The organism is Pyxidicoccus fallax (assembly GCF_012933655.1).
Classification (GTDB): domain Bacteria; phylum Myxococcota; class Myxococcia; order Myxococcales; family Myxococcaceae; genus Myxococcus; species Myxococcus fallax.
Map to the genome: position 1 here is coordinate 34288 of NZ_JABBJJ010000003.1, position 4717 is coordinate 39004.

4 protein-coding genes are annotated in these 4717 nt (G+C 70.4%); 1 reads left to right on the top strand and 3 read right to left on the bottom strand.

Annotation, left to right across the window (positions count from 1 at the left end; translation table 11 throughout):
* Positions 1-2 precede the first annotated feature (2 nt).
* Positions 3-752 (bottom strand): phosphoadenylyl-sulfate reductase, encoded by a 750-nt coding sequence (locus HG543_RS01215; RefSeq protein WP_169342765.1) that lies wholly within the window; start codon positions 750-752, stop codon positions 3-5.
* A 522-nt stretch (positions 753-1274) separates the two neighbouring features.
* Complete coding sequence (locus HG543_RS01220) at positions 1275-1868, bottom strand: Uma2 family endonuclease (protein ID WP_343073242.1); 594 nt, start codon at positions 1866-1868, stop codon at positions 1275-1277.
* A gap of 283 nt (positions 1869-2151) precedes the next feature.
* Here HG543_RS01220 and HG543_RS01225 point away from each other — a divergent pair, with 283 nt between their 5' ends.
* Complete coding sequence (locus HG543_RS01225; protein ID WP_169342767.1) at positions 2152-3309, top strand: trypsin-like serine protease; 1158 nt, start codon at positions 2152-2154, stop codon at positions 3307-3309.
* A gap of 66 nt (positions 3310-3375) precedes the next feature.
* Here the strand turns inward: HG543_RS01225 and HG543_RS01230 are convergent, their stop codons facing one another.
* Positions 3376-4596: an alpha-hydroxy-acid oxidizing protein gene (locus tag HG543_RS01230; RefSeq protein ID WP_169342768.1), complete on the bottom strand. Its 1221-nt coding sequence runs from the start codon at positions 4594-4596 to the stop codon at positions 3376-3378.
* Positions 4597-4717: the final 121 nt, after the last annotated feature.

The following is a 4717-nucleotide window of genomic DNA, read 5'->3' on the forward strand; positions in this document are numbered from 1 at the left end:
TTTCAGCGGACGGGGTGCAGACCGCACTCGCTGTGCTCACGGGACTCCCACCACCAGCGGCCGGCGCGCTCGTCCTCGTACGGCTTCACGGCGCGGGTGCAGGGCGCGCAGCCAATGGACGGGTAGCCGCGGTCATGGAGCGAGTTGTAGGGGACGGCGTTGGCCTTGACGTAGGACCACACGTCCTGGCGCGTCCACGCGGCGAGCGGGTTGAGCTTGATGAGCCCGCCGTGCTCGCGGTCCAGCTCGGCGACCTCCACGGCGGCGCGGTTGACGGACTGCTCGCGGCGCAGGCCGGTGAGCCAGGCCTCGCGGCCGGCGAGCGCGCGGCGCAGGGGCTCCACCTTGCGGATGGCGCAGCACTCCTTGCGGGCCTCCAGGCTCTTGCGGAAGGAGAAGTAGCCCTGGCTGGATTCGAGCGCCTCGACGCGGGCGCGCTCGGGGAAGAAGGTCTCCACCGTGGCGCCGTAGCGATTGCGGACGACCTCGATGAGCTCGTACGTCTCGGGCGGCAGGCGGCCGGTGTCGAGCGTGAAGATGCGCAGACTCGGCGCGTGGTGGCGGGCCAGGTCGATGAGGACCATGTCCTCCACGCCGAAGCTGGAGGCGAGGGCGGCGCGGGCGCCGAAGCGTTGCTCGACCCAGGCGAGCACCTCCTGGGCGGGAGCGTCCTTCAGCGCGCGTGCCTCGGCGAGCAGCGCTTCGGCCGGGACGGGGGCGGCGAGTGCGGTGGAAGACGACGGGGGCGACATGGGAACTCCGGGAGGTGGAAACGAAAAAGGCCCGCGCCTCGTGAGAGGGGCGGGCCTTGAGAGCAGGGAAGGTCGAGTGAGGGTGTGCTGCTAGCCGCTCCTCGCTGCTCGGCACCCGCCTGGGGGCGGACACACGGGACACGCACACGGCAGACAGCACGCACAGTGCACACCCGACGCCCACGACGCTCCTCGCGCGGCGGTCAGCGCGAGGGACTTCGGAGCGTGGGAAGGCAGGCAGGTCATGGGACGCGGGAGCGGCGGTGTGCGAGTGGCGGGTTGGAAAGCAGACGGCCCGGCTCCTTCGAGAGGAGGCCGGGCCGGGCGGACAGCGCGGGACTCAGGAGAGGTCCGGAGTGCGCGTCAACAGCCCAGGCCCGACAGGGCACAACAGGCACACGACCGACAGCAGCGGCAGCGGAACAGCGCGGCGGTCGGGGTGGAGTGCGTCATCGGAGAGCCACACCGTAACGGGGACGGGGAGTCGCGTCAACCGGCCCCTCGGAATGGGGTTTTTCCACGCTACGTCTCGCCCCAGAGGTAGGCGAGCTCCAGCTCGGCGGCCTCGAAGGGCTCGGCGCGGACAGGGGCGGAACCGGAGTGAGTGACGATCAGTGAATACTCCGAGCCCTCCAGCCGGAGCACCTCCAGGGTGCGGGCCTCGGGGTCCACGAACCAGACGTGCCGCACGCCCTCGCGCGCGTACACGGGGAGCTTCTCCTGTCGGTCCAGACTCTTGGTGGAAGGGGAGAGGACTTCGCAGACCCAGTCCGGCGCGAGCGTGAACGCCGCCGTTTCCGGAATTCGCGGCCTTCGCTCGCGGCGCCAGCCGGCCAGGTCGGGGACGAGCACGTCCTCGCCCAGGTGCAGCTCCGGCTTGTCCAGGATGAGCCACCCCCCGGGACCGCCCTGCCCGGCGACGAACGGGCCTCCCAGCGCGGGGCCCAGGTGAGACGCTGCGACCACATGAGGCCCGGCAGGACGTGGGCTGGCGTGGAGCACCCCTCCGATAATCTCCCCGACCACGTCGTCGGGAAGTGCCTCCAGGTCCGCGTACGTGGCCGGTTTCCGTTCCATGACCGCCCCATGTTCCCCAACGCCCGTCTCCATGACCATGGGGCGGGGGATATTACCCGGGTCTGACGTCCCGGGGAGGACACGATGAGCCTGCCCCAGAAGGTTGTTCTCGGGTGAGGCGCGGCGCAAGCCCCACCTGGCGCCCGGCTTCATGACCCTGGCAAGTCCGTATTTGTACTTAATATTCAGTAGTAACTGAATTGCATCATGGAATGCGTCCTGCATAGAACCGAAGAAACAAAAAGAAATGGAAACCGTGTTGACCCAGGAAGTGAAGGTGGATTCACATCACGTGCGACTCATCCCCCATCACGAGGTCCCCATGTCTTCACGTCGTGTCGTGCGTCGTTGGGCAATCGCGGGTTCGCTGTCGCTGCTGGTCGGTTGTGGTCCGGAAGCGCTGGATGAGCAGTCCCCGCGGGAGCCCGTTGGCTCCGGCGAACAGGAAATCGTCGGCGGCACCAACACGACGATTACCGCCAACCCCTGGCAGGTCTCGCTGCAGTACAGCTCGGGCTCGCACTTCTGCGGCGGCTCGGTGCTGAACGAGAACTGGATTCTGACGGCCCAGCACTGCGTGCGTAACAGCAGCGGCGGCATCTCGGTCCCGGGCCGCATCCTGGCGGGCAGCACCTCGCGGAGTGGCACCGGCCAGGTTCGCACGGTCGCCCAGGTCGTCACGGTGGCCGGCTACCAGACGCCGGAGGTGGGCAAGGACGTGGCGCTGCTGCGCCTGTCCACGCCGCTCGACCTGAGCACCGCGAACGTGAAGGCCATCGGCATCGTCACCCCGGCGGACGAGACCCTGGGTGTCGGCGGCGTCGGCGCCGTCGCGCGCGTCACCGGCTGGGGCACGCTGACCAGCGGCGGCAGCACGCTGCCCACCACGCTGCAGACGGTGGACGTGAACATCATCTCCAACGCCCAGGCCCAGTCGTCCTACCCGAGCGAGACCATCACCGCGGACCAGCTCGGCGCGGCCGCTCCGGGCAAGGACTCGTGCCAGGGTGACAGCGGCGGTCCGCTCACGGTGACCAAGAGCGACGGCACCCGCGTGCTGGCCGGCGTCGTGAGCTGGGGCTACGGCTGCGCCGACTCGCGCTACCCGGGCATGTACGCCCGCGTGTCGTCCTTCTCGACCTGGATTACCAACACCATCAACGGCGTCATCCCGCCGACGGTGAAGCTGCTCGAGAAGACGGCCCTGTCGGGCGCGAGCGGCAGCTTCCAGCACTTCGCCATCACCGTCCCCGCCGGCACCACCAGCCTCACCATCACCCAGTCCGGTGGCACGGGTGACGCGGACCTCTACGTCCGCCAGGGCTCGCAGCCGACGACGTCCTCGTACAACTGCCGCCCGTACGCCAGCGGCAACGACGAGTCCTGCTCGTTCTCCAACCCGGTCGCGGGCACCTGGTACGTCTCCGTGCGCGGCTACACGTCGTACTCGGGCGTGTCGCTCCTCGCGACCACTCCGTAGTCAGCGCGCCGTTCGAGCCGCTTCCGGCGCCGGTCCTCGCGAAGAGGGCCGGCGCCGTTTCATTTGCTAGCCGTGGGTGTTCCCGGCGGGCAGGCGGCGAGCGCCCTCCACGAGCCGCAGCGGCGAGGCCGGCGCGTCCAGCAGCGCGGGCGCGTCCACGCGCAGGGCCGAGCGGTCCAGGTCCGCCAGCCGGGGCCGGCCGAGCAGCGCCAGCGTCCGGTCGATTTCCTTCGAGAGGATGTCCAGCGCCAGCTCCACGCCGGCCTGCCCGTTGGCGGCGAGCCCGTAGAGGAACGGGCGGCCAATCATGCACGCCCGCGCGCCCATGGCGATGGCCTTCACCACGTCCGAGCCCCGGCGGATGCCGCCGTCGAGGATGATTTCGCTGCGGCCCTCCACCGCGTCCACCACCTCGGGGAGCACGTCCACGGCGCCGGGGAGGAAGTCGAGCTGCCGGCCGCCGTGGTTGGAGACGATGAGCGCCTCCACGCCCAGCTCCACCGCGCGCCGCGCGTCCTCCGCGCAGGAGATGCCCTTGAGCACCAGCGGCCCCGGCCACACCGTGCGCAGCCACTCCACGTCCTTCCACGTGACGGACGGGTCGAACTGGGCGTTGGTGAACTGCGCCACGGAGACCGCGTCCGTGCGCTTGAGCTCCGGCAGGTCCACGAAGTTGCCGAACGTCGCCCGGGGGCTGGAGGACATGCGCAGCACCCAGCCCAGGTGCCGGAACACGTCCAGCAGGTTGGTGAAGGTGATGCGCGGCGGGATGGTGAAGCCGTTGCGCCGGTCGTTCTCCCGGTTGCCCATGGCCGGCACGTCCACCGTGAGGCACAGCGCGCGGTAGCCCGCCGCCTTCGCGCGCTCCACCAGCGAGCGCGTGACGCCGCGGTCCCTCCACACGTAGAGCTGGAACCAGAGCGGCGCCGTCGAGGCCGAGGCCACCTCCTCGATGGTGCCGATGGACATGGTGCTCAGCGTGAACAGGGCGCCCCGGCTCGCCGCGGCCTTCGCCGCCAGTTCCTCGCCGCGTGGCGCCAGCAGGCCCGCCAGTCCCGTGGGGCCGAGGATGAGGGGCGTCGCGAGCTTCTCGCCCAGCACGGTGGTGGTGCGGTCCACCACGCTGACGTCCACCAGCGAGCGCGCCCGGAAGAGGTAGCGGTCGAAGCCCCGGCGGTTGGCCGCCGCCGTGAAGCCGTCCTCGGAGGCGCCCTCCACGTAGTCGAAGACGGCCTTGGGGAGCCGCCGCCGGGCGCGATGGCGCAGGTCCTCGATGTTGACGATCACGATGCGTGCTCCCGTGGGGAGGGGACTCCCGGAGTGCGTCCGGCCGGGCCCCCTCCCTGGCGAGGATAGCAGCCCCGCCAGGGAGTTCGCCGGCCGCCTCGGGGCCTGGAAGACGGCGGAG